Below are 18,846 nucleotides of genomic sequence, written 5' to 3'. Positions count from 1 at the left end.
GCTTAGTTTGTGGCAACAGCGCCAATATTCCGAATAAGTCGAAAAGTATAGTGATAATCCTAGTGGAGCCACTATGCAGATTGGCGGGATTTTTGCATTATTCAGCTAGTCACACGTTGTATGGCAATTCATTGCCTTTGATAGAAGTTACATAAAGAGAAAAAGTTCTTATGAATAAACAGGTTGCATTATATCTGGGGGCGGCAATTATGATGACGCCTTGTTTTGCCAACGCATTCGAAATGCATTATGTGGCAAAACCAGAACAGTCAACATGGACTCTAGCGACAGATACGCCGCTGGAATGTCGTCTTATTCATACAATTCCTAATTTCGGTGATGCAGAGTTTTCCTCGCACGCAGGGAAAAAAATTAATCTCGACTTTGAACTAAAAATGCTACGCCCAATGGGTGAAACTCGCGATGTAAGCCTTGTTTCTCTCCCGCCAGCGTGGCGTCCTGGGGAGAGTGCAGATCGTTTAACAACGTTGAAATTCTTTAAGCAGTTTGATGGCTATGTGGGTGGGCAAACGGCGTGGACTATGCTCAGTGAACTGGAGAAAGGGCGCTATCCGACGTTTAGTTACAACGAATGGCAAAGTTCTGATAAGCGGATTGAAATCGGCTTATCTTCGGTGCTGTTTCAACAACCCTATAATGCGTTCAATACGTGTATCTCTAAATTGCTGCCTTACGGCTTTGAGGATATATCGTTTACCATTTTGCACTATGACCAAGGCGACAGTATTGAGCTTAACAAGGCTTCGCAAAAACGCCTGGCTCAGATTGCAGAATATATTCGCTATAACAAAGACATCGATTTGGTCTTGGTTGCAACCTACACCGATTCCATGGATACCAAAGATGTCAGTCAAGATCTCTCCGAAAAACGGGCAGAGTCACTACGTAAGTATTTTGAGTCACTAGGGTTAGCGCAAGACAGAATTCAAGTGGAAGGCTACGGTAAACGTCGTCCAGTGGCTGATAACGCATCACCGATCGGCAAACAGAAAAACCGTCGCGTGGTGATTTCGCTGGGGCGCAGTGAGATGTACTACTAATTCAGATTCAAGAGTAAGGGTGGCTTAAGTAGCCACCCTTAGGTTTTCTAGTCGATTAATTCAAGCGAAAACGCGCGATGATATTGCAGCTTGTTGCGCTATCCACATCTTTTACCGATTGTGCGACTTTCGGGTTTGGATGGCGTTTCATAAATTCAACGAGGGCTTTTTTGCAGCACCCTAAAGAGTCAATAAAGGCTTCACAACTGCTGTTATGACACTGAGGTACAAGGGTGAGTATGCGTTCCGAGGCCAACTCTAGGTATTTAAGCTCATACTGTTCATCCCCCATCTGACGCCAAAAATCAGCCAGATTATGGCAAGAGATCACTGAGATAAATAGTCGATCTTCGAGCTCAATTTCTTCATAGTCACTGATACGTTCACTTAGGGTTAGTGCCTGTTGATAGTGCAAAATGCCGCGTAGGTGATCCGCTTGTTGCATAGCGCTATCGGCTAGCAAAGTATGCTTTTCCCACTCTTTCATGGACATGAGTTCACTCTCCTAAAGACTCAATTGGCATTTAGATTAAATGATAATTATTATCATGTAAATATCATTGTGGTGAATTTCGTGCTGCAAAAGAGAATAAAAAAACCGCTAAAAAATAGCGGTTTTTTGATCCGTTATATTACGTTGACCAGCTAATTAGCCTTTGAGCGCTGAACTTGCTTGTGAGTTTTGAATCAGTTCAATTTTGTAACCATCAGGATCTTCAACAAAGGCGATATGCGTTGTGCCACCTTTGACTGGACCAGGTTCACGAGTCACGTTACCGCCTGCTGCTTTAATTGCATCACAAGTGGTGTAGATGTCGTCTACGCCGATCGCAATATGACCAAATGCGTTGCCTAGGTCGTAGCTTTCAACGCCCCAGTTGTAAGTTAATTCGATAACGGCACCTTCAGACTCATCGCTGTAACCAACGAAAGCCAAGGTGTATTTGTATTCGGTGTTTTCGCTTTTACGCAATAGTTTCATACCCATGATGTCGGTATAAAAGGCAATCGACGTATCTAGGTTGCCAACGCGCAACATGGTGTGAAGAATTCGGCTGTTAGACATAATTGCTCCTAATTTTCAGGGTAGACTTTTTCTTTATATTCACAAAGGTCCTCTATGATGCAACTTCCGCAGCGTGGTTTACGCGCGATGCAAGTATAGCGACCGTGTAAGATTAACCAGTGGTGTACATCGACCTTAAACTCAGCGGGAACCACTTTCAGTAGCTTTTGTTCCACTTCATCAACGTTTTTACCCACAGCAAATTTAGTGCGATTGGACACGCGAAAAATGTGCGTATCTACTGCGATAGTGGGCCAACCAAACGCCGTATTCAATACGACGTTGGCGGTTTTACGACCAACACCTGGCAAGGCTTCGAGGGCTTCACGATTCTCAGGTACTTCACCGCCATGCTTTTCAATTAATATGCGGCAAGTCTTGATAACGTTCTCAGCTTTCGAATTAAATAGACCAATGGTTTTAATGTACTCTTTAACCCCATCGACACCGAGATCGAGCAGTGCCTGCGGTGTGTTCGCAATGGGATAAAGCTTGTCAGTGGCTTTATTAACGCTAACGTCAGTTGCTTGAGCTGAGAGTAGTACGGCGATCAACAGTTCAAATGGTGTTGACCAGTTAAGTTCTGTTTGCGGATGGGGATTATTTTCCCGCAATCGCTCGAGAATTTCTCTGCGTATTGTGTTGTTCATTTTGAGGCTGCTTCCAGTGCGTTTGACGCTCACTCACATACATGAGCGAGGTCAAATTCGTCATTATTGTCATCGTTATTGCGCGTTAGTAACGCGAGCCCGTTCAATGGCAGGCTTTTCTGTTTTTGGTTGGCGTTCAGCCAATTTTTTATCGAGCACATTTTTAGCGGCAATTAGAAAACCGACACCAAAGAAGGCACCTGGCGGGAGCAGAGCAAGTAAAAAGCTGCTATCGAAGTGGAACACTTCAATGCGTAATACCTTGGCCCAGCTACCAAGTAAGAGATCCGCGCCATCAAATAGAGTGCCTTTACCGATGATTTCACGTAATGCACCGAGTACAGCAAGTACTGATGTCATACCTAAGCCCATCCAGAAGCCATCTAAAGCGGACGGCAATACATCATTTTTTGAAGCGAATGCTTCAGCACGACCAATGATGATACAGTTGGTTACGATCAACGGAATGAAAATACCAAGAGAAAGGTAAAGCCCGTAAGCATAAGCATTCATTAATAATTGTACGCAAGTAACCAGTCCAGCAATGATCATGACGAAGACGGGAATACGCACATCTTTGGGCACATATTCACGCACCAAAGAGATGGTCACGTTAGAGCTCACCAATACCAACAGGGTGGCTAGGCCTAAGCCCAGTGCGTTGGTAATCGTCGATGACACCGCAAGGAGAGGGCATAATCCGAGTAACTGAACAAGGGCAGGGTTATTATCCCACATCCCATTTTTCATTAAGATTTTATTGTCACTCATCTTATTTCACCTCACAGTGCTGCGCTTGGCTAAACAGTTCATCTCGGTGTTCATTGACATACTGTACCGTATTTTTAACCGCTTTGACCACCGCGCGAGGGGTAATGGTAGCGCCAGTAAATTGGTCGAATTGGCCTCCATCTTTACGCACTTTCCATGTATCTAAATTTTCTGGTGTTACTTGTTTGCCAGTAAAGCTTAAGATCCAATTACTTATGCGAAGATCGATCTTATCACCAAGCCCTGGGGTTTCTTGATGAGCGAGCACTCGAGTGCCGGTGATAACGCCTTCTGCATTCATACCCACAATGATTTTTATGGCGCCACTGTAGCCATCAGGTGCAATCGATTCGATGGCGATACCCGTTGGTTTACCCTGGAGCGTTGCAATGTAAGCTGGCATGGAATCTGTTGTTCCCAGCTCTGGCGCGGTCACATAAGTACATGTGTTGGCTAGTTCATTATCATGAATTGCTGGTGGAATAACTTGGTTCAAAATAGACAAAAGCTGAGCCTTTTCCTGCTCTTTAATTTGACTCGATGTCAGGAAGTTAGTTAACGCAACCACTCCCGTAGAAAGACAGGCGAAGACTGCGAGGGTCAGACCGTTTTTGCGAATAGCTTTTAACATGAATGTCCTTAGTGCCCGTAAGTTCTTGGTTTGGTGTAGTAATCAATCATTGGTACGCACATATTAGCGAGCAATACAGCAAATGCGACGCCATCAGGGAAGCCACCCCAGCTACGAATGATGACGACCATGGCACCGATAAATGCACCGTAAATCAGGCGACCTTTATTGGTCGTGGAAGCGGTGACTGGATCGGTCGCGATAAAGAAAGCTCCTAGCATAGTGGCACCAGATAATAGATGAATTAGCGGTGACGCCGTTGTGCCATGTGTTGCTAGAGTTGCGATGATACTTGTCACAAGTACCCCACCTAAGAAAGCGGCTGGAATGTGCCAGTTAATAATGCGTAAACGCAGTAAAATCAAACCACCGAGAAGATAAGCAATGTTAACCCATTCCCAACCAATGCCCGCCAAATGGCTAAATTGCGGCTGGTTAATCGCTTGGGTCATGCTATGACCTGCTTTGATCGAAGTTTTGATTGCGTCTAATGGCGTAGCCATAGTAATGCCGTCGATGCCAGTACGTATCTGTTGTAGCGAGAGTCCGTCGACAGAAAAACCAGTAAAAATCAGAGAGAACGAGTCGCTAAATGAGACACTATCTGGCGCCAATTGAGTAGGCGACATCCAACTGGTCATTTGTACTGGGAATGAGATAAGGAGTACCACATAACCCACCATCGCAGGGTTAAATGGATTTTGTCCCAAACCACCATATAGCTGCTTACTAATTAATACCGCAAACAATAAACCGATAAAAATGACCCACCATGGAGAAAGCGGTGGAATCGCAACTGCCAATAACCACGCAGTCACGAGTGCGCTAAAATCACCCAATGAACCGGCAATAGAACGATGGCGTAACTTCATCACAATTGCTTCAATTGCTAAAGCGACTAAAGTACCAAAGATCACTTGAATCAGTGTGCCATAACCGAAGAAGTAGGTTTGCACACCAAGACCAGGTAGGGCGCATAGCGCGACCCATTTCATGATATCAGCGGTGCGACGCTTGACATGGGTATGCGGCGAACTAGCAATAAAAAAGGCCACTAGTCGTTCTCCTCAGTTGGATTATTTTGTTGTTCTTGTGCGGCTTTACGTGCTTTAGCGCGAGCAATTGCTGCCGCTACGGCCGCTTTTTTCGGATCGACGGCTTCGGGTTCCGCTTGTGCTGGTGCAACGTCTGCGCTGGTTTCTGCTGGGGCTTCAGCTTCCTGCGCGGCTTTACGTGCTTTAGCGCGAGCAATTGCTGCCGCTACAGCCGCTTTTTTCGGATCGACCGTTTCGGGTTCCGCTTGTGCTGGTGCAACATCTGCGTTGGTTTCAACTGGAGCTTGCGTTTCCTGCGCGGCTTTACGTGCTTTAGCGCGAGCAATCGCTGCCGCTACGGCCGCTTTTTTCGGATCGGCCGCTTCGGGTTCTGCTTGAGCTGGTGCAACGTCTGCGCTGGTTTCAGCTGGTACTTCAGCTTCCTGCGCGGCTTTACGCGCTTTAGCACGAGCAATCGCTGCCGCTACGGCCGCTTTTTTCGGATCGACCGTTTCGGGTTCCGCTTGTGCTGGTGCAACATCTGCGTTGGTTTCAACTGGAGCTTGCGTTTCCTGCGCGGCTTTACGTGCTTTAGCGCGAGCAATTGCAGCAGCCACGGCCGCCTTTTTCGGATCAACTGCTTCGGGTTCAGCTTGAGCTGGCGCAACATCTGTGCTGGTTTCAGCGGGAGCGTCAGTTTCCTGCGCGGCTTTACGCGCTTTAGCACGAGCAATCGCTGCCGCTACGGCCGCTTTTTTCGGATCGGCCGCTTCGGGTTCTGCTTGAGCTGGTGCAACGTCTGCGCTGGTTTCAGCTGGTACTTCAGCTTCCTGCGCGGCTTTACGCGCTTTAGCGCGAGCAATCGCTGCGGCTACAGATGCTTTCTTATCGTCGGCTGGATTGCTATCACCCGCGTTTGTTGCCTCTTCAGCTGCCTTTTGTGCTTTTCGCTCTCTTGCTTGGCGCTTACGCTCTTCACGCAATTTTGCCATTTCACTGTTATCAGGCTCTTGTGCGCCGGTTTGCATCGCTTCTGCTTGTCTCGCTTTGGCTTTTGCGATCGCGGCGGCAACGGCAGGTTTCACTGCTGCTTCTGATGCCGGTTGTGCTTTTTGTGCTTGCACGCGTGCAATGGCTGCGGCAATGGCGTCACCGCCACCCGTTTGGGTCATTTCAGTGCGGCGATTTTCCGCCGCTTTCTTGAAGCGATTTTCGCGTTCCTCTTTTTCGCGTTCGAGGCGAGCTTTTTTCTCTTCAAAACGCTGTTTAGCCCTTTCTGCCGCATCTGCTTCGATACGACGGGAACGAATTTCGGCTTTCGCTTGGCGATAGTATTGAACGAGTGGAATATCGCTTGGACAAACGTAGGCACAAGCACCGCATTCAATACACTCTTTTAGATTCAGCTCTTCACATTTGTCGTACTCTTCGGCTTTTGCATGCCAATACAATTGCTGTGGTAGCAAGGAGACCGGGCAGGCATCGGCACAAGCACTACAACGAATGCAAGAGAGTTCAGGGCGCGCCGGCGCGATTTCTCGACGTGTCGGAGCCAAAATACAGTTAGCGATTTTGGTGATTGGCACTTGTGCATGGGGCAAAGTGAAGCCCATAAGCGGACCACCCATAATCAGGCGTGGCATTTTTTTATCGGCTTTGTAACCAAACTCGTCCAATAGCGATTGAATTGGCGTACCCAGCAGTGCCCAAACGTTACGTTGGCGCTTAAATGCTTTCCCGGTTAAGGTCACGACACGACGAATCAAGGGTTCATCGTCAATCACCGCGCGTTTGATCGCTTGAATAGTCCCCACGTTGAGCACCATCTGGCCGATATCGGTCGAGCGACCACCACTTGGCACTTCCAAGTTAGTGAGAATCTTGATCAGCTGTTTAGCGCCACCAGAAGGATACTTGGTTGGTACTACGCGAATGACGATGTTTTCTTCATGTTCAGCCGCTTGTTGTAAGGCAGCAATTGCTTGTGGCTTATTGTCTTCAATACCAATGATGGTGATTTTGGGCGCCAGAATATGTTCGACGACCTTGATGCCAGCAATGATTTCGTCTGCGTGTTCGCGCATCAGCATGTCATCGGCAGTGATGTAAGGTTCACACTCTGCTGCGTTTACTACCAACATCTCTATTTTGGATTGACCGGATTCGATCTTACGTGCTGTTGGGAAGCCAGCACCACCCATGCCGGAAATGCCCGCTTGGCGGACTTTTTCAATCAAATCTTCTGGCGATGCTTGAGTAAAATCTGGCATCGGTTGGCGTTCACACCATGTATCTGCGAAATCAGGCGCGATGATGATACAAGGTTCAGTTAAACCTGATGGGTGAGCGACGGTACGTGGTTCGATAGCAACCACTGTGCCTGACGTTGGCGCATGCACGGGCACGGTAAATGCGGTATTGCATTTGGTCAGTGGTTGACCTTTGAGTACGTAAGTGCCGGGTTCAACAAGTAGGTCACCTGCTTTACCAATATGCTGTTTAATTGGCAAAATCAATTCGTGAGGAATTTTGGCTTGTACCAAGGTTTCTCGAGTTGATTGAGTCTTGTTCTCTGGCGGATGAATACCACCAGGAAAGTCCCAGAGTTTACCGGATTTGATCTGTTCGATTAATGACAACATACCAGCCCTTACTTCACGCTTTTCTGAGCGTGTTGCTCAGTGTCGGTAACATTAACAACAGGAATAGCGTTTAACTGCCATTTCCAACTATCTGTCGTAACAGAAATAGGAACCATCTCGATACAATCGGTTGGGCAAGGCGCTACGCATAAATCACAGCCAGTACACTCATCTTTAATGACAGTGTGTACCGCTTTTGTCCCACCCACGATGGCGTCAACTGGGCAGGCTTGAATGCATTTAGTGCAGCCAATACACATATCTTCATGAATAAAGGCGACTTTTTTAACATTCTCTGAAAGATCGTGTGCTGATTCTTGCACTTCAACGCCCATAAGGTCGGCGAGTTTTTCAATGGTCGCTTGTCCACCTGGAGGGCATTTATTGATCGCATCGCCATTGGCTATCGCCTCTGCGTATGGACGACAACCAGGGTAGCCACACTGACCACATTGAGTTTGCGGCAAAATCGCGTCGATCTGATCAACGATAGGATCGGCTTCAACTTTGAAGCGTACGGATGCAAAACCGAGAATCGCCCCAAATATCGCGGCGAGAACGGCGAGGGCGATGACAGCAATTAAGATGGTATTCATTACAATTTCACCAACCCGGTAAAGCCCATAAAGGCTAACGACATCAAACCGGCAGTGATCATAGCAATGGAGGCACCTTTAAAAGGTGCTGGCACATCGGCAACGTTGATTCGTTCACGCATCGACGCAAACAAAATCAATACTAAAGAGAAGCCGACGGCGGCACCGAATCCGTAGATGATCGATTCGATGAAGTTGTGGTTTTCGTTGACGTTCAATAACGCAACGCCTAACACCGCGCAGTTGGTGGTGATCAGCGGTAAGAAAATACCAAGCAGACGATAGAGAGTCGGACTTGTTTTGTGCACAACCATTTCAGTAAATTGCACAACAACAGCGATGACTAAAATGAAGCTCATCGTGCGTAAGTACTCGATCCCCAGAGGTTGGAGAATGTAGGTTTCTACTAAATACGAACACACGGAGGCGAGAGTTAAGACAAACGTGGTTGCCAACCCCATACCAATCGCTGTTTCCAGCTTTTTCGACACGCCCATGAAAGGGCATAAGCCCAAGAATTTTACCAGTACAAAGTTGTTAACCAGTACGGTACCGATTAACAACAACACATATTCGGTCATAGTTATTTAAGAGTGTTATTCCGATCCCAGCATTATCCAGTTTTGTCTAACCAATAACAACCAAGGAAAGCTAAGGTTTTAGATAGCAGAATAAAAAGTATACGCAAAACCAGTCAAAATTGTTGATATATAGAAAAATTGCGAAAGTAAAAAACAAGATTCATACATCTTATTCATATGTTGCAACTGAGAGACGGTTGCATAAACAGTAGGTCTTTAGTTGGTTCGGTGGGGTACGGTGTTGAAGCGAGAGTGCAGCCAAGTAACACACTAGATGAAAATGAAACTAGATGACAACGAAAGCTCAATAGCACAACTGAAGTGATGCCGCATGCGGAGTTTTGATAATCACCAGAGATTAAAAATGGAAAAAGCCCAATCTTTCGATTGGGCTTTTTCTGGAATTTGGCTCCCCCTGCAAGACTTGAACTTGCGACATACGGATTAACAGTCCGCCGTTCTACCGACTGAACTAAGGGGGAATTGCTTAGTGCGGTGCGGATGTTAACGATCCCTCACCACCATGTCAACCTGTTGCTGTTGAAAAAATTAAAGTTTTTTCGCAAATAAACGCTTTACTTTTCTGCAGACCTTATCCCATCTGAGCTAGGTTTACTTATCCACTAAAATTGTGGATAACCATGTTAATTGTTTCTGGGTAATTAGATTTTGGCTAAAAAGTGTCTTGTGGATAATTATACAAATGGGAGTGTTTTTGTGATTAACTTATTGTTTTTATTTTTTAAAATTGACTTAATAACAATAATTTTTCAGATAAAAGAAATTGATCGTAAATGTTATGGAAATGTCATTTTTAGAAAAACTGGGGAAAAACCGTGGATTATTTTACGTGCTATTTAAGGAGGGGATCCTGACAGGGGCACGGATAATAACAGAGTTATTTTTATTAATCTACCCATATTGGTATGTTTTTCTGCTCACTGCTGCGTTCTTTTGGGAGAGCGATTTATCGTGGCGTCTATGGAGTGAAACACTATGTTTAGCATGCAGCAGACAAAGAACAACTTGCCATGCGCTTCGACTAACAGCGACAATATAGTGATAAGAGAATAGAAAGAGAGTGAAGGAAGAATGAATAAAGCGTTTGAGTTGGTCTCTGACTATCAGCCATCTGGTGATCAACCTACAGCGATTCAATCACTGTTAGAAGGTTTAGATGCGGGCTTAGCTCATCAAACCTTACTTGGTGTGACTGGATCCGGTAAAACCTTTACGTTAGCGAATGTGATTGCCCAAGCTCAACGTCCAACGATATTACTTGCTCCCAATAAAACCCTTGCCGCACAGCTCTACGGTGAGATGAAAAGTTTCTTTCCCAACAATGCTGTTGAGTATTTCGTCTCTTACTACGATTACTACCAACCAGAAGCCTACGTTCCGACGACAGACACTTTTATTGAAAAAGATGCTTCAGTAAACGCCCACATTGAACAGATGCGTTTGTCAGCGACCAAAGCGTTACTGGAACGAAAAGACGCAATTATCGTTGCTTCTGTGTCGGCTATTTATGGTTTGGGTGACCCTGATTCTTATTTAAAAATGATGTTGCACTTGCGCCGTGGTGATGTGCTTGAGCAGCGTGATATGTTAAGACGATTAGCTGAACTTCAGTATTCGCGTAATGATATTGGCTTCGAGCGCGGTCAGTTTCGGGTGCGAGGGGAGGTCATCGATATTTTCCCTGCAGAATCTGAACAAGATGCGGTACGTGTTGAGATGTTTGACGATGAAGTGGATTGTATCAGTGTGTTTGACCCACTGACTGGTGTCGTTAAACAGCGTGATTTGCCGCGTTATACTATTTATCCGAAAACACACTACGTTACCCCCCGTGATCGGATTCTAGAAGCGATAGAAAATATCAAAGTGGAGCTACAGGCGCGTAAGCAATATTTATTGGACAACAATAAATTATTAGAAGAGCAACGCATTAGTCAGCGTACCCAATTCGATATTGAAATGATGAACGAACTCGGTTTTTGTTCCGGGATCGAAAACTACTCGCGTTATCTGAGTGGGCGCGCTGAGGGGGAGCCGCCGCCAACACTGTTTGATTATTTACCTCACGATGGCTTGTTAGTTATCGACGAATCGCACGTGACTGTGCCCCAAATCGGGGCAATGTTTAAAGGCGACCGTTCGCGTAAGGAAACGCTGGTAGAGTATGGATTTCGTTTACCATCAGCGCTGGATAACCGTCCTTTGAAGTTCGATGAGTTTGAAGCGTTGGCACCACAGACTATTTTTGTCTCTGCGACGCCAGGTAATTACGAATTGGAAAAATCGGGCGAAGATATTGTGGATCAAGTGGTGCGTCCTACCGGCTTGCTTGACCCAATATTGGAAGTGCGTCCTGTCGCGACTCAGGTTGATGACTTACTCTCTGAAATTCGTTTGCGCGCAGCGCAAGATGAACGTGTATTAGTGACGACATTAACTAAGCGCATGGCTGAAGATTTGACAGAATACCTGCATGAACATGACGTTAAGGTGCGATATTTACACTCAGATATAGACACGGTAGAGCGAGTTGAGATCATCCGCGATTTACGTTTAGGTGAATTTGATGTGTTGGTCGGCATCAACTTGTTACGTGAAGGTCTGGATATGCCAGAAGTCTCCTTAGTCGCCATTTTGGATGCCGATAAAGAAGGTTTCTTACGTTCTGAGCGTTCGTTGATTCAGACTATTGGACGTGCTGCACGTAACATTAAAGGCAAAGCAATCCTATACGCAGACAGGATCACGAAATCGATGAGCAAAGCGATGGATGAGACCAATCGTCGTCGTGAAAAGCAGCAAGCCTATAATGAAAAAATGGGTATTGTCCCTCAGGCGCTAAAACGTAATGTGAAAGACATTATGGAACTGGGCGATGTGACGAAGTCACGACAACAAAAATCTCAAAAATTGGTGCCTTTGAACAAGGTCGCAGAACCTTCTGGAAGCTATGACACATTAACGCCACAGCAGCTGGACAAAGAAATTCACAAGTTAGAAGCGAAGATGTACAAACACGCCCAAGATCTAGAATTTGAACTAGCTGCGCAAATTCGCGATCAAATTGAAGCGCTACGTACAAAATTCATTATTAACAGTTAGACTTTGTGTCTAAACGACGTTTTTAAGATAAAAAAATAGCCAATAGAAATTATCTCTATTGGCTGTAATTCTGTGAATATTGAATTCACTAACAACGTCAGTTGGCTAGGTGACCCTTGCGGGTCGATATTAATAATGCATATCCTATGCCAACTTTAAATCATTAAAAAATGTGACGACATTGCGATAATCGGTCAAAATTGGAATTGCGATTTGCAAAATGCAATCCCTAATGCGATTATTATGAGCAAAATGCAAATAAAACAGTAACGGCTAGGTTATGCAATTAGAATACCCAACTCAAAAAGCAAAATATCTGCTCATGGTTGAGGATACCGCGTCGGTGGCGGCGCTATACCGTTCCTATCTATTGCCTTTGGAAATTGATATCAAGGTAGTTGGGACCGGACGAGAGGCCATCGAAAGTATTGCTCAACGAGAGCCGGATCTGATTCTACTTGATCTGCGTTTACCAGATATGACTGGTATGGATGTATTGCACGCAGTGAAACTCAAGCATCCTGATGTCCCTGTCGTGTTCATGACAGCACACGGTTCGATTGATACTGCTGTGGAAGCAATGCGTCATGGTGCACAAGATTTCCTCATTAAACCCTGCGAAGCGGACCGCTTGCGTGTCACGGTCAATAATGCCATTCGCAAGGCAAGCAAATTAAAAAATGAAACTGATGACCCTGGTAACCAAAATTATCAAGGTTTTATCGGTAGTAGTCAGACTATGCAGGCGGTGTATCGCACGATTGACTCAGCAGCAACCAGTAAGGCGAGTATTTTTATCACTGGTGAAAGTGGTACGGGTAAAGAGGTATGTGCTGAAGCTATTCATGCGGCGAGTAAACGTGGTGATAAACCGTTTATTGCGATTAACTGTGCTGCAATCCCGAAAGATTTGATCGAAAGTGAGCTGTTTGGTCACGTGAAAGGGGCGTTTACTGGCGCAGCAACGGATCGCCAAGGGGCAGCCGAAGCCGCAGATGGTGGCACGTTGTTCTTGGATGAATTGTGTGAAATGGATTTGGATCTACAAACCAAATTATTACGCTTTATCCAAACAGGTACCTTCCAAAAAGTAGGTTCGTCCAAAATGAAGAGCGTCGATGTCCGCTTTGTCTGTGCAACGAACCGTGATCCTTGGAAAGAGGTACAGGAAGGTCGTTTTCGTGAGGACTTGTATTACCGTTTGTACGTCATCCCATTGCATTTGCCACCACTGCGCGAACGTGGTGATGATGTGATTGAAATCGCTTACTCACTGCTGGGCTTTATGTCAAAAGAAGAGGGTAAAGGTTTTGTTCGTCTGCATGCTGAAGTGGTAGAGCGTTTTAAACACTATGGATGGCCAGGTAACGTACGCCAGTTGCAAAACGTGTTGCGTAACGTCGTTGTGCTCAACGAAGGACGTGAAATTACCCTCAATATGTTACCACCGCCATTAAACCGCCCAATTGAACCTCGTGCTGAGGTAGTGACCGAAAGCAATGAGCGTGGTCCGGTGTCAGTGCATGACATTTTCCCTTTGTGGTTAACTGAAAAACAAGCCATCGAAAAAGCCATTGAAGCTTGTGAAGGCAATATTCCTAAAGCAGCTGGGTATTTGGATGTGAGCCCATCTACCATTTATCGTAAGTTGCAAAGTTGGAACGAAAAAGAAAAAGAGAAGGAAAAATAATCGCTTATGGACTTTTTAAATCAAGGTAAAATCGATGGTTTAGCGCAGGAAATTGGTCAAGAGAACGTGCCTGTGTTGTTGGAAATTTTTCTTGGTGAATTGACCAGTTACGAGCAGCAGCTTAGCCAAATTAGTGGAGCTGAACAGTATGAGTATCTCAAAGAGATCAGTCATGCGTTAAAAAGCAGTGCGGCAAGTTTTGGGGCAGATCGACTGTGTGCTAAAGCGGTAGAAATCGATGGAATGGTCAAACTCGGCTTGGAGTTCGAAGTGAATACCGAAGCCGAGCGGATGATGGAACTGTTGAAAGCAACGTTCGCGCGTTATCAGCAACTATTACCTTAACTGGTCTTCAATCGCCTTTTGCAGTTTCATGCGATCGTGGCGCCAAGCGCGATTTGGCGAAGCCAATTCTTGAGTGACACAATTCCAAAGCGTATCCAGTTCTGGGTGCGCTTTCTCTCCCAATACCACATCAATTTTGCGCGCGTGACATGATCGCTCACACCATTCCAGTTTCTGCTGTAGAGACATTCGCCCTGCAGGGCCAAATTCTGGAGAGAGATTTTCGATAAAAATCAGCTTAGCATTTTGATTGGTCGCAATGGCATTGGCTATCTCAGGGAGCAATAGCGGTGGCATTAAGCTGGTAAGAAAACTTCCTGGTCCCAAGATAATTGCATCGGCTTCCAATATCGCTTGAGTTGCCTCTTTTGTCGCTGGTACTTCAGGTTCGAGATCTAAACGGATGAGATCGCCTTCCATTTCGTCGACGTTGGTCTCGCCAGTCACACGCACACCATCACGAGAAAGAGCCGTTAGATCAGACGGATGCTCTGACATTGGCACAATGCGTACGTCGACTTTCAACATATTACGGATCAGGTTGATCGCGTCCAAGGGGCGTACCGATAGGTTATCTAAAGCGGTCAGCATCAGATTCCCCAAATTATGCCCATTGAGCTCACCAGACCCTTTGAAACGGTATTCAAACATCATCGAACTGATCGAGGGTTCGGTAATTAATTGATTAATGCAGTTGCGGGTATCGCCCCATGCGATCCCACCTTGGCAATCACGAATACGTCCTGTTGAACCGCCATTATCTGTGGTGGTGACGATTCCAGTGGCGTTGTCGCCAAAACTTTTCAGTGCCGCTAACACTCGGCCAAGACCATGGCCACCACCAATGGCGACGACTTTGTGACTATGATGTAAGGTCATTGATTCTGCTTGGTTAACGAAGGTGAGCACAATGTAGGTCATTTCTTTAACAAGCGGTATGGCTTTGCCAAAAAAGTGAGGTAGGAGCGATCTTTTTTTTGATTAAGGGGTGGAAAGACATACAATTTTTAAGTATTTTAGCCTCCAGCTGCTGATTGTAGAACAGTTCATGTAATGCAACCAGTTGCCATAACTCCGAGCTTCATCACCTAAGTCTAAACGTGGATACGGTGCTGAAGCCAGTGGCAATAATGCCACGAGGGCACGATGAGAAATGATGGTGCCTCCCGTGTTTGGAAAGGTGTTTCGTGGCGCAACAATTTCAAGATCGATTCGAACGTAAGTTCTATTACTTGCGTTTGTCTGTTACAGATGTCTGTAACTTTAAATGTACTTACTGTCTTCCTGATGGATATCGTCCTTCGGGCCAGCGTAACTCATCCTTTATAACTCTGCCTGAGATCAAGCGTGTCGTGCATGCGTTTGCCGATTGTGGTACGTCTAAAGTCCGTATTACTGGCGGTGAGCCGACGTTGCGCAAAGATTTTACCGACATCATTAATGTCGTGGCGCAGACGCCTGGGATCGAAAAAGTGGCAACCACCACCAATGGCTACCGAATGGAAAAGCTGGTTGGTGAGTGGCGTGACGCAGGTTTAACTCATATTAATGTGAGTTTAGATAGTCTTGACCCACGTATGTTTCATCAAATCACAGGTCAAAACCGTTTTCATCAGGTGATGGCAGGAATTGAACGTGCATTTGAAGTGGGTTACGACCAGGTCAAAGTGAATGTTGTCTTGATGAAAAATCTCAATCATCAAGAGCTGCCTCAATTTCTGCAATGGATAAAACACCGTCCAATCCAATTGCGTTTTATTGAATTGATGCAAACGGGTGAAATGGATGATCTCTTCAACCGACACCATGTTTCTGGTACATCGATTCGTAACACTCTGATTGCGAACGGCTGGATTCTTAAAGCTCGTGGTCGTAATGATGGTCCTGCCCAAGTCTTTGTGCATGCAGATTATCAGGGCGAAATTGGCTTAATCATGCCTTATGAGAAGCACTTTTGTGAGAGCTGTAATCGCCTGCGCATCTCGGCGACTGGCAAGTTACATCTCTGTCTGTTTGGTGAAGAGGGCGTTGAGTTACGTGACCTGATGCAAGCGGATGAACAAGAGCCAGCTTTGATTCAACGTATCCAATCACATTTACAAACTAAGTCTGTTAGCCACTTCTTGCACGACGGGAATACTGGCATGACGCCGCATTTAGCCTCAATTGGTGGTTAAGCGTTATTTACGCTAATCCCAAAGGTCAAAGGGCGAGCAAAGAATTGATGCTTTTGCCAAATGGCACAAGTACCGTGGAATAAATCTGATAATTGAAGGTGAACTTATGGGTCACGCAGCAAGTGAATTTCAACCGGCAAACATCGCCGTTCTAACTGTTTCTGATACTCGTACTGAAGAGAACGATACTTCTGGCCAATACTTTGTTGAGCAGCTAAAAGACGCAGGTCACCATCTTGCAGACAAAAAAATCGTGATCGATGACATTTATCAAATTCGCGCTGTTATTTCACAGTGGATTGCGGATGAAAATGTGCAAGTCGTTTTGATCACTGGCGGGACAGGTTTTACCTCACGTGATAGCACACCTGAAGCAATTAAGCCTTTGTTTGATAAAGAAGTTGAAGGTTTTGGTGAGTTGTTCCGTATGATCTCTTATGAAGAGATTGGAACATCGACTATTCAATCTCGTGCGGTTGCTGGATTTGCTAACCACACGGTGATTTTTGGCATGCCAGGTTCTACCAGCGCTTGCCGCACTGGCTGGACGAAAATTATTAAAGATCAGTTGGATGCGACTCATCGTCCATGTAACTTCATGCCTCACCTGTAATAGGAGCATGAGATGAACCAATTTACTCATATCAACGCCTCTGGTGAAGCCAACATGGTCGACGTGTCTGCGAAAGCTGAAACGGTACGAGAAGCCAGAGCAGAAGCTTTTGTGCGTATGGCTCCAGAAACCTTAAATATGATTGTTTCTGGTCAGCACCACAAAGGTGATGTATTCGCGACTGCGCGTATTGCGGGTATTCAAGCCGCTAAGAAAACTTGGGATCTGATTCCGCTTTGCCATCCGCTGTTGCTGTCTAAAGTTGAAGTGCATTTAGAAGCGATCACGGCTGAAAACAAAGTACGTATTGAGTCCGTATGCAAGCTTGCAGGTAAAACTGGCGTTGAGATGGAAGCGTTAACGGCTGCTTCGGTAGCTGCGCTAACTATCTATGATATGTGTAAAGCGGTGCAAAAAGACATGGTGATCGAACAAGTGCGCTTGTTAGAGAAAACCGGTGGTAAATCAGGTCACTTTAAGGTGGATGCATGATTAAGGTGCTCTTTTTTGCACAAACTCGAGAGCTTGTGGGCTGCGATAGCCTCGAGCTCGACAACCAGTTTGCGACCGTAGATGATTTGCGGGCACATTTGTCATTGCAGCCAGGTAAATGGTCTTTGGCGATGGAGTCAGGTAAGTTGCTCGCAGCGGTGAATCAATCGATTGTCCCGATGACCCATAGCTTGTGTGAAGGGGATGAAGTCGCGTTTTTCCCACCGGTAACCGGAGGTTAATATGGAACTGAAAGTATCGGTCCAAGAGCAGGACTTCTCCTTAGCGGATGAGTATGCAGCATTGGCGCAAGGCACCGACGCAGGCGCAATCGTGACCTTTGTTGGTAAAGTGCGCGATATGAATTTGGGTGACGAAGTGCAAGGGTTACATCTAGAACACTACCCAGGCATGACAGAAAAATCGTTAACCGATATTGCCCATCAAGCGGCGAAGCGTTGGCCACTGCTTCGTGTTTGTATTATCCATCGTGTCGGTGATATGGACCTAGGTGACCAAATTGTAATGGTCGGCGTAACGAGTGCCCACCGTAGCGCTTCCTTTGCTGCTTGCGAATTCATTATGGATTACCTGAAAACTCAGGCTCCATTTTGGAAGAAAGAGCGCACTGCCAATGAAAATCGCTGGATAGAGTCGCGAGAATGCGATCAACAAGCTGCTGAACGTTGGAAATAATCATCTTTAGTTTGCGTGGATGATCTTGATTTATATAGGTTGAGTGAATAACTCAGCCTTTTTATTGGTAAAAACTATCACACTGATTGATGATTCCCATTTAGCAAAACGCTAAAACTGGTCAACACTTACAGTAACCGCAACGGTCGGTTGCTCGCTAAGGAGGCGATTTGCTATGGACTCAATACAAGTAAAAGATTATATGACGTATCAGCCTGTTACGTTTACCCCCGACATGCCGCTGACTGCTGCTTTGACCAAGCTGTTAAAAGCCAATAGACCAGGTGGCCCAGTGATTGATAATCAGGAGCATGTGATTGGCTTCATTTCCGAGCAGGATCTATTGGATAAATTGATGAAGGCCAGTTACTACTGTCAGGACTCTCATGTGGTGGGGGATTGTATGCACCGAGAAGTGCTTACGGTATCGCCTGATATGAGTATCATCGAGCTTGCGGATTTGATGCAAGTGGGTAAGCCTAAAGTGTATCCGGTGGTGGATAACCAAAAACTGGTAGGACTGATTTCACGCACAGAAGTGCTTAAAGCGGTAGAAAAAAATCTGGTGAGCTGTTTTAAACATCCAGTCTAAAGGTGTCGGGGGCGTAAGCCCCTTTCCTTTTTCTAGGGCAGTAAAAAACTGCTTGACCTTAGAGTTAACTCCAAAGTGTATGCTTG

At 45.7% G+C, this 18,846-nt stretch carries 20 protein-coding genes, 1 tRNA gene and 1 riboswitch; of the genes, 10 read left to right on the top strand and 11 right to left on the bottom strand.

Annotation, left to right across the window (positions count from 1 at the left end; genetic code table 11):
- Nucleotides 1-209: 209 nt before the first annotated feature.
- Entirely contained in the window at nucleotides 210-1,061 is an 852-nt protein-coding gene (gene motY / locus OCV11_RS12030) for a flagellar protein MotY (RefSeq protein WP_373332828.1), read from the top strand.
- A 55-nt stretch (nucleotides 1,062-1,116) separates the two neighbouring features.
- Here the strand turns inward: motY and OCV11_RS12025 are convergent, their stop codons facing one another.
- From OCV11_RS12025 to OCV11_RS11980, 10 genes are all read right to left on the bottom strand, one after another.
- Nucleotides 1,117-1,554 (bottom strand): DUF2753 domain-containing protein, encoded by a 438-nt coding sequence (locus OCV11_RS12025; RefSeq protein ID WP_261893095.1) that lies wholly within the window; start codon nucleotides 1,552-1,554, stop codon nucleotides 1,117-1,119.
- A gap of 156 nt (nucleotides 1,555-1,710) precedes the next feature.
- The gene (gloA, locus tag OCV11_RS12020; RefSeq protein WP_261893093.1) at nucleotides 1,711-2,127 is read right to left on the bottom strand and encodes a lactoylglutathione lyase; all 417 of its coding nucleotides are present in this window, start codon (nucleotides 2,125-2,127) and stop codon (nucleotides 1,711-1,713) included.
- 8 nt (nucleotides 2,128-2,135) lie between these two features.
- Entirely contained in the window at nucleotides 2,136-2,777 is a 642-nt protein-coding gene (gene nth / locus OCV11_RS12015; RefSeq protein WP_261893092.1) for an endonuclease III, read from the bottom strand.
- Nucleotides 2,778-2,852: 75 nt separating this feature from the next.
- Entirely contained in the window at nucleotides 2,853-3,548 is a 696-nt protein-coding gene (locus OCV11_RS12010; protein WP_261893091.1) for an electron transport complex subunit E, read from the bottom strand.
- A gap of 1 nt (nucleotide 3,549) precedes the next feature.
- The gene (gene rsxG, locus OCV11_RS12005) at nucleotides 3,550-4,179 is read right to left on the bottom strand and encodes an electron transport complex subunit RsxG (RefSeq protein ID WP_261893089.1); all 630 of its coding nucleotides are present in this window, start codon (nucleotides 4,177-4,179) and stop codon (nucleotides 3,550-3,552) included.
- A gap of 8 nt (nucleotides 4,180-4,187) precedes the next feature.
- Nucleotides 4,188-5,234: an electron transport complex subunit RsxD gene (gene rsxD / locus OCV11_RS12000; protein ID WP_261893088.1), complete on the bottom strand. Its 1,047-nt coding sequence runs from the start codon at nucleotides 5,232-5,234 to the stop codon at nucleotides 4,188-4,190.
- Nucleotides 5,234-7,855, bottom strand: a complete 2,622-nt coding sequence (rsxC, locus tag OCV11_RS11995; protein ID WP_261893087.1) for an electron transport complex subunit RsxC — start codon at nucleotides 7,853-7,855, stop codon at nucleotides 5,234-5,236. The genes rsxD and rsxC overlap by 1 nt, the downstream gene beginning before the upstream one ends.
- Before the next feature lie 8 nt (nucleotides 7,856-7,863).
- The gene (gene rsxB, locus OCV11_RS11990; protein WP_261893086.1) at nucleotides 7,864-8,451 is read right to left on the bottom strand and encodes an electron transport complex subunit RsxB; all 588 of its coding nucleotides are present in this window, start codon (nucleotides 8,449-8,451) and stop codon (nucleotides 7,864-7,866) included.
- Nucleotides 8,451-9,032 (bottom strand): electron transport complex subunit RsxA, encoded by a 582-nt coding sequence (gene rsxA / locus OCV11_RS11985; protein WP_261893085.1) that lies wholly within the window; start codon nucleotides 9,030-9,032, stop codon nucleotides 8,451-8,453. Before rsxA ends, rsxB begins: the two co-directional genes overlap by 1 nt.
- A gap of 406 nt (nucleotides 9,033-9,438) precedes the next feature.
- A tRNA-Asn gene (locus OCV11_RS11980) sits at nucleotides 9,439-9,514 on the bottom strand.
- Between the two features lie 610 nt (nucleotides 9,515-10,124).
- Between OCV11_RS11980 and uvrB the strand changes: the two genes are divergently transcribed.
- The 3 genes from uvrB to luxU all read left to right on the top strand — a co-directional run bounded on the left by uvrB (nucleotide 10,125) and on the right by luxU (nucleotide 14,190).
- A complete protein-coding gene (uvrB, locus tag OCV11_RS11975; protein ID WP_261893083.1) occupies nucleotides 10,125-12,155 on the top strand; it encodes an excinuclease ABC subunit UvrB in 2,031 nt (676 codons plus the stop codon).
- 280 nt (nucleotides 12,156-12,435) lie between these two features.
- Nucleotides 12,436-13,845: a quorum-sensing sigma-54 dependent transcriptional regulator LuxO gene (gene luxO / locus OCV11_RS11970; protein ID WP_261893081.1), complete on the top strand. Its 1,410-nt coding sequence runs from the start codon at nucleotides 12,436-12,438 to the stop codon at nucleotides 13,843-13,845.
- A gap of 6 nt (nucleotides 13,846-13,851) precedes the next feature.
- On the top strand, nucleotides 13,852-14,190 hold the full coding sequence (gene luxU / locus OCV11_RS11965; protein WP_261893080.1) for a quorum-sensing phosphorelay protein LuxU: 339 nt from the start codon (nucleotides 13,852-13,854) through the stop codon (nucleotides 14,188-14,190).
- Here luxU and OCV11_RS11960 read toward each other — a convergent pair.
- Entirely contained in the window at nucleotides 14,182-15,069 is an 888-nt protein-coding gene (locus OCV11_RS11960) for a YvcK family protein (protein WP_261896291.1), read from the bottom strand. The two genes, luxU and OCV11_RS11960, sit on opposite strands and share 9 nt — an antisense overlap.
- Before the next feature lie 181 nt (nucleotides 15,070-15,250).
- Nucleotides 15,251-15,389: riboswitch (molybdenum cofactor riboswitch) on the top strand.
- Here OCV11_RS11960 and moaA point away from each other — a divergent pair.
- From moaA to OCV11_RS11930, 6 genes are all read left to right on the top strand, one after another.
- Nucleotides 15,378-16,367: a GTP 3',8-cyclase MoaA gene (moaA, locus tag OCV11_RS11955; RefSeq protein WP_261893079.1), complete on the top strand. Its 990-nt coding sequence runs from the start codon at nucleotides 15,378-15,380 to the stop codon at nucleotides 16,365-16,367. Its footprint overlaps the riboswitch before it by 12 nt.
- A 106-nt stretch (nucleotides 16,368-16,473) precedes the next feature.
- Nucleotides 16,474-16,980 carry a molybdenum cofactor biosynthesis protein B gene (moaB, locus tag OCV11_RS11950; RefSeq protein WP_261893078.1) on the top strand — a complete coding sequence of 169 codons (507 nt, stop codon included), beginning with the start codon at nucleotides 16,474-16,476 and terminating at the stop codon, nucleotides 16,978-16,980.
- Nucleotides 16,981-16,992: 12 nt separating this feature from the next.
- Nucleotides 16,993-17,472 (top strand): cyclic pyranopterin monophosphate synthase MoaC, encoded by a 480-nt coding sequence (moaC, locus tag OCV11_RS11945; RefSeq protein WP_261893077.1) that lies wholly within the window; start codon nucleotides 16,993-16,995, stop codon nucleotides 17,470-17,472.
- Nucleotides 17,469-17,714 carry a molybdopterin synthase sulfur carrier subunit gene (moaD, locus tag OCV11_RS11940; RefSeq protein WP_261893076.1) on the top strand — a complete coding sequence of 82 codons (246 nt, stop codon included), beginning with the start codon at nucleotides 17,469-17,471 and terminating at the stop codon, nucleotides 17,712-17,714. Before moaC ends, moaD begins: the two co-directional genes overlap by 4 nt.
- 1 nt (nucleotide 17,715) lies before the next feature.
- Complete coding sequence (moaE, locus tag OCV11_RS11935; RefSeq protein ID WP_261893075.1) at nucleotides 17,716-18,168, top strand: molybdopterin synthase catalytic subunit MoaE; 453 nt, start codon at nucleotides 17,716-17,718, stop codon at nucleotides 18,166-18,168.
- Nucleotides 18,169-18,343: 175 nt separating this feature from the next.
- Nucleotides 18,344-18,760 (top strand): CBS domain-containing protein, encoded by a 417-nt coding sequence (locus tag OCV11_RS11930; protein ID WP_261893074.1) that lies wholly within the window; start codon nucleotides 18,344-18,346, stop codon nucleotides 18,758-18,760.
- Nucleotides 18,761-18,846: the final 86 nt, after the last annotated feature.

It is taken from the genome of Vibrio porteresiae DSM 19223, assembly GCF_024347055.1.
GTDB classification, from domain to species: domain Bacteria; phylum Pseudomonadota; class Gammaproteobacteria; order Enterobacterales; family Vibrionaceae; genus Vibrio; species Vibrio porteresiae.
The sequence above is the reverse complement of the archived record's forward strand: the minus strand, read 5'-3'. Positions and strand labels throughout refer to the sequence as shown.

What these genes read in the sequence shown, in the direction of transcription:
- luxU (WP_261893080.1), top strand. Translation starts at nt 13,852, where the DNA reads ATGGACTTTTTAAATCAAGGTAAAATCGATGGTTTAGCGCAGGAAATT.
- rsxG (WP_261893089.1), bottom strand. Translation starts at nt 4,179, where the DNA reads ATGTTAAAAGCTATTCGCAAAAACGGTCTGACCCTCGCAGTCTTCGCC.
- rsxB (WP_261893086.1), bottom strand. Translation starts at nt 8,451, where the DNA reads ATGAATACCATCTTAATTGCTGTCATCGCCCTCGCCGTTCTCGCCGCG.
- rsxC (WP_261893087.1), bottom strand. Translation starts at nt 7,855, where the DNA reads ATGTTGTCATTAATCGAACAGATCAAATCCGGTAAACTCTGGGACTTT.
- uvrB (WP_261893083.1), top strand. Translation starts at nt 10,125, where the DNA reads ATGAATAAAGCGTTTGAGTTGGTCTCTGACTATCAGCCATCTGGTGAT.
- nth (WP_261893092.1), bottom strand. Translation starts at nt 2,777, where the DNA reads ATGAACAACACAATACGCAGAGAAATTCTCGAGCGATTGCGGGAAAAT.
- OCV11_RS12010 (WP_261893091.1), bottom strand. Translation starts at nt 3,548, where the DNA reads ATGAGTGACAATAAAATCTTAATGAAAAATGGGATGTGGGATAATAAC.
- moaB (WP_261893078.1), top strand. Translation starts at nt 16,474, where the DNA reads ATGGGTCACGCAGCAAGTGAATTTCAACCGGCAAACATCGCCGTTCTA.
- OCV11_RS11930 (WP_261893074.1), top strand. Translation starts at nt 18,344, where the DNA reads ATGGACTCAATACAAGTAAAAGATTATATGACGTATCAGCCTGTTACG.
- gloA (WP_261893093.1), bottom strand. Translation starts at nt 2,127, where the DNA reads ATGTCTAACAGCCGAATTCTTCACACCATGTTGCGCGTTGGCAACCTA.
- moaC (WP_261893077.1), top strand. Translation starts at nt 16,993, where the DNA reads ATGAACCAATTTACTCATATCAACGCCTCTGGTGAAGCCAACATGGTC.
- motY (WP_373332828.1), top strand. Translation starts at nt 210, where the DNA reads ATGATGACGCCTTGTTTTGCCAACGCATTCGAAATGCATTATGTGGCA.
- moaE (WP_261893075.1), top strand. Translation starts at nt 17,716, where the DNA reads ATGGAACTGAAAGTATCGGTCCAAGAGCAGGACTTCTCCTTAGCGGAT.
- moaD (WP_261893076.1), top strand. Translation starts at nt 17,469, where the DNA reads ATGATTAAGGTGCTCTTTTTTGCACAAACTCGAGAGCTTGTGGGCTGC.
- rsxA (WP_261893085.1), bottom strand. Translation starts at nt 9,032, where the DNA reads ATGACCGAATATGTGTTGTTGTTAATCGGTACCGTACTGGTTAACAAC.
- OCV11_RS12025 (WP_261893095.1), bottom strand. Translation starts at nt 1,554, where the DNA reads ATGTCCATGAAAGAGTGGGAAAAGCATACTTTGCTAGCCGATAGCGCT.
- OCV11_RS11960 (WP_261896291.1), bottom strand. Translation starts at nt 15,069, where the DNA reads ATGACCTTACATCATAGTCACAAAGTCGTCGCCATTGGTGGTGGCCAT.
- luxO (WP_261893081.1), top strand. Translation starts at nt 12,436, where the DNA reads ATGCAATTAGAATACCCAACTCAAAAAGCAAAATATCTGCTCATGGTT.